The organism is Sphingomonas sp. CCH10-B3 (assembly GCF_001556185.1).
Taxonomy (GTDB): Bacteria; Pseudomonadota; Alphaproteobacteria; order Sphingomonadales; family Sphingomonadaceae; genus Sphingomonas; species Sphingomonas aquatica.
The window spans coordinates 1-3662 of record NZ_LSIJ01000034.1 but is presented as its reverse complement, the minus strand read 5'-3'; the positions used below and the strand labels follow the sequence as shown (position 1 = coordinate 3662).

5 protein-coding genes are annotated in these 3662 nt (G+C 64.0%); 2 read left to right on the top strand and 3 right to left on the bottom strand.

Going from position 1 to position 3662, the window contains the following annotated elements; translation table 11 throughout:
- Window positions 1-405: 405 nt before the first annotated feature.
- The gene (locus AX672_RS19185; RefSeq protein WP_081609171.1) at window positions 406-627 is read right to left on the bottom strand and encodes a GDCCVxC domain-containing (seleno)protein; all 222 of its coding nucleotides are present in this window, start codon (window positions 625-627) and stop codon (window positions 406-408) included.
- Window positions 627-1043: a mercuric transporter MerT family protein gene (locus AX672_RS07475; RefSeq protein ID WP_017980799.1), complete on the bottom strand. Its 417-nt coding sequence runs from the start codon at window positions 1041-1043 to the stop codon at window positions 627-629. The genes AX672_RS19185 and AX672_RS07475 overlap by 1 nt, the downstream gene beginning before the upstream one ends.
- A gap of 62 nt (window positions 1044-1105) precedes the next feature.
- Here AX672_RS07475 and AX672_RS07470 point away from each other — a divergent pair, with 62 nt between their 5' ends.
- A complete protein-coding gene (locus AX672_RS07470; protein WP_017980798.1) occupies window positions 1106-1522 on the top strand; it encodes a MerR family transcriptional regulator in 417 nt (138 codons plus the stop codon).
- A gap of 73 nt (window positions 1523-1595) precedes the next feature.
- Here AX672_RS07470 and AX672_RS07465 read toward each other — a convergent pair whose 3' ends face one another.
- Window positions 1596-2843 (bottom strand): cytochrome P450, encoded by a 1248-nt coding sequence (locus AX672_RS07465; RefSeq protein ID WP_017980797.1) that lies wholly within the window; start codon window positions 2841-2843, stop codon window positions 1596-1598.
- Window positions 2844-3055: 212 nt separating this feature from the next.
- Between AX672_RS07465 and AX672_RS07460 the strand changes: the two genes are divergently transcribed.
- A complete protein-coding gene (locus tag AX672_RS07460; protein ID WP_017980796.1) occupies window positions 3056-3577 on the top strand; it encodes a DUF6118 family protein in 522 nt (173 codons plus the stop codon).
- Window positions 3578-3662 lie beyond the last annotated feature (85 nt).

The following is a 3662-nucleotide window of genomic DNA, read 5'->3' as shown; positions in this document are numbered from 1 at the left end:
GAAAATGCAGCCCGCTGGCCACACCCAATTCTACACCACATTGACGGACGCGACCGGGAAGTCTGTCGCGCGAGCGTTGGAGAACCGAGCACCAAGCCGGTTCCACAGGCCACCAACCGCGCCACTAATGAGCGTCGAGACATACCGATTGCTTCAACACGGGCCGTCAAAAAGCCACCTCCAGCCCCCCGTCCGCAGGAGAGCAAATTGCGGTTACATGCTCTAGCAACTGGAGGAGCAAGGGTTTTTGAAGCGCCCGAAATGCTATCCTGTTCAAATGCCCTCTCGAAAATGAGCAGTTGAGGCAGGTCAGGAACCGGTCGAATAAGACCGAAGTAGGCAATTTCGCTTGCGCGACCTTGGCGAGCAGGACCCCAGTTCACGAAGAAACGTGAAGCTATCGCCTCACCCGCAGCAGCCCGCCACAGTCCCGTTTGCTTTCGCTTCCTGGATCGGAGGGCATGGGACATCGCCAAATGAGCAGAACACGCAGCAGTCGCCAGCCAGGGGCCGCAGCACCACCGCGCAATGCCGGCAATCATAGAAGAATTGGCAGGCGTTGGTGGGCATCCTTTCGGTGGCCACCCCGCCGCATTTGGGACAGGTCAGGGTTGAGGTGAGCTGCATCAGGAAAGCGCGTTCATCAGCGGCGCTTCTAGGAGGTCCCAGGCGAACGCGATAAGCGTCAGAACCGTTCCAATCGCGAGCAGGATAGGTGTCGCGCGCGAGGGCAGCGGCATTGTGCAGGACCGGTCCCCAGCACAGGACCTCCGCCGCTGCGCGTAGGCCCACCACCCAGCAGCCAAGCCGATGAGGGAGGTCGCCGTTAGCGGCCACCGTAGTGGTATCAGCGCGGCGAAGTTGCTGGACAGGCCCGCCCCCAGGCCGAGCGCCGCGAGTGCGAGGGGCAGGACGCAGCATGACGCCGCAGCTAGAACAGCGGCTAAGCTCGCAAGCGCGCCGAGGGCGGATAGCCCCGTGTCGGCGCGACGTCGTGACGTTGGTGCGCCTAGGGGTTCACGCGGGATGGTCTCTTGGTTCATCTATCGCCTCTAGCGGGTTAGCCCGTTATGCATCCTGTAGTGACTACAGGAGCAAGCAATATATGCGCGTTGAGGAAAGCATCACGATCGGCGAGCTGTCTCGCCGGACTGGCGTGAATATCGAGACGATCCGGTACTTCGAGCGCGTTGGTGTTCTCGCAACGCCACCCCGCACAAGCGGCGGGCGGCGGGTATATGGGACCGGTCACGTCCGCGCACTTGGGTTCGTCCGTCGCGCGCGCGAACTCGGCTTCTCCCCGGCCGAGGTGCGCGCGATCCTGTCTCTTGGCGGTTCTGCGCAGGCGTCATGCAGTGAGGTCCGCGAGATCGCGGCTCACCATCTAGAGCGTGTGCGCGCTAAGATGGAGGATCTGGCGCAACTAGAAAGCCTGCTGGCTGCGACCATCGACCGTTGCGAAGGCGACGGGGCGGCGAGGTGCGCCGTGATCGACTTGCTGAACCAACATTCGACTGCGTAGATGTCGCATCGCACCCCGTACTCGCGCAAACGGTCGATAACGGAGCCGATCACCATCACCACGGCACGCGGCCCTAGCCACCTATGTGGACGTTGCGCATCACGAAGCCGCTTTTCGGAAGCGCTGGCAGCCTGGCGAAATCGATGCTCAGGTCTTGGTCCGGTACGTCATAGCGCATCGCGTTGACGAGGAGGTGTGCCGCCACCTTCATGATCGCGAGGACGATCCATTCGCCGGGACAGCGATGGCCGAGATAGTGATCGCCGCCGCCCTGCGGAATGAAGTTGAAGGAGTCTTCGTCCCAAGCCCTGAAACGCTCAGGGCGAAACTCCTGGGGGTCGGCCCAGGTCGCTGCGTCGTGATTGCTCCCATAAAGGTCTAGCACCACTTGACGCCCTTCCGGAAAGGCCATCCCCTCCCACTCGAAATCTTGGCTCGCGCGCGCCACCACAGCGGGAAAGAAGGGATAGAATCGGCGGACCTCTTGGACGAAGAGCTCGGCATAGTCCGGCTGCTGAACCAAGGCCGCCCTGATCCCTGAACAGGTTTGCAGCGCGTGGGCGACGAAGGTGATGTACACTGCGATCGCGACGGTCGGGCGAAGGACATTTACCAGTTCGACCGCTGCGACGTGCGGCGAAAGAAGATCGTCGTGCCGGTCGCGATGCCAGGCTATCGCGTAAGCCGCGGTCCCCGAGCCCGAGCCGATGCTCCCGGCCCGAATGCCTTCAATGATCCGCTTCGCCCATGCGTCGACGCGACGACGGGCCAGCCGTGACCAAAGATGCCTTGGGCTCGCCGAGCCGGCGGCGTCGAACAGCGCCCGCAGCTCGCCCGCGCGGTTGCCGGCTTCATCGTCCGGAAGAGGAACTCCCGCCCAAGCGCATACCGCTCGCGTCAGCGGCTCATGCAACTCGTCATAGAAGACGATCTCTCCTTTGCGCGTCCAGCCCGGCACCGCCCTGCGCCACTCGGCCTCGAACAATTGCGCCAGCGCCCGCACGCGCTCTGGTGTCATCAGGCCCATGAACATCTGCTTGCGGTGCCGATGGGTCTCGCCGTCCAGACCCTGAACGCCGCCTTGGCCCAGCAGTGTCTTCTGAATAGCGACCGGCATGGCACCTTCGCGCTCGAAGCGGGTCGTATCGTAGAAGATTTCGGCGGCCTTGGCCCCCTTAAGGCAGTTGGTCTTTTTCAGCAGGAAACGGGATTCAAAAGCGTTTGCGCCTAGGCGCTGGCACTGCCTGGAGATGAACCGATAGGGATCGGCGAGGAGAGAAAGGGTTTCGTCCGGGCCTTTCGTGTGTGGTGTCTTAGGCATGACCGGTCCGGTGATTGTTGGGTCTCCTTTGATTAACTCGGAGGAATATCACGGGTTGCAGGCTCACGACAGGTGACGAACGAGGACGATCAGGGCGGAGCAGGCGCGGCCGAGGCGTTCGAGGCCATGCGCGGCGAGCTGGCGCTGCGCCGTGGAGGGCTTGGCGGCCGAGCGCGGCGATCGACATACCCGACCATACCGAGACGCTTGGCGTGCTCCAGCAGAACGTGAACACGGCAGGCGAGAACGTCGCGCGCATCGGCCAATTCCTGAAAGCGGCCCCGGCGCTGGCGATGACGCCGGAGCAGATGGCGCAGCGCATCGCCGCGGCGGGCAGCGCCGCCCGGCGCGAGGATCAGGCGGCGCTCGCCAAGGCGGGCGAGGACAAGGCCCGCATCATGGCCGATCTTCGCGCCATCGCCGGGTCCGCATGGACACGCGCCGACCAGAAGAATCGGCAGCTATGGTTTGCCCTGGGTGGGGTGGCGGCCGGCATCCTCGCATGGGCGATCGTGCCGGGCCTGGTCGCGCGCGAGATCGCACCGGCGAGCTGGCAATGGCCCGAGCGCATGGCGGCGCGGACGCTCGACTTGCCCCGCTGGGAAGCCGGGCAGCGTATGATCCAGAGCGCCAGTCCCACCGCGTTCCGCGCCATCGTCGGGGCCGACAGGATCGTGACGGCCAACCGCGCGGCGATCGAGGGGTGCGGCAAAGCCGCAGCGCGAAACGCGTGAAACGGTGCGACGCACGATCACGCTCAAGTGGGGGTCCGGTGAGAGAATGTTCGAAAACGTACGCTAAGGGATCAGAGCGATTGCA

Coding starts and splice junctions, on each gene's coding strand:
- AX672_RS19185 (WP_081609171.1), bottom strand. CDS start 627: ATGCAGCTCACCTCAACCCTGACCTGTCCCAAATGCGGCGGGGTGGCC.
- AX672_RS07475 (WP_017980799.1), bottom strand. CDS start 1,043: ATGAACCAAGAGACCATCCCGCGTGAACCCCTAGGCGCACCAACGTCA.
- AX672_RS07470 (WP_017980798.1), top strand. CDS start 1,106: ATGCGCGTTGAGGAAAGCATCACGATCGGCGAGCTGTCTCGCCGGACT.
- AX672_RS07465 (WP_017980797.1), bottom strand. CDS start 2,843: ATGCCTAAGACACCACACACGAAAGGCCCGGACGAAACCCTTTCTCTC.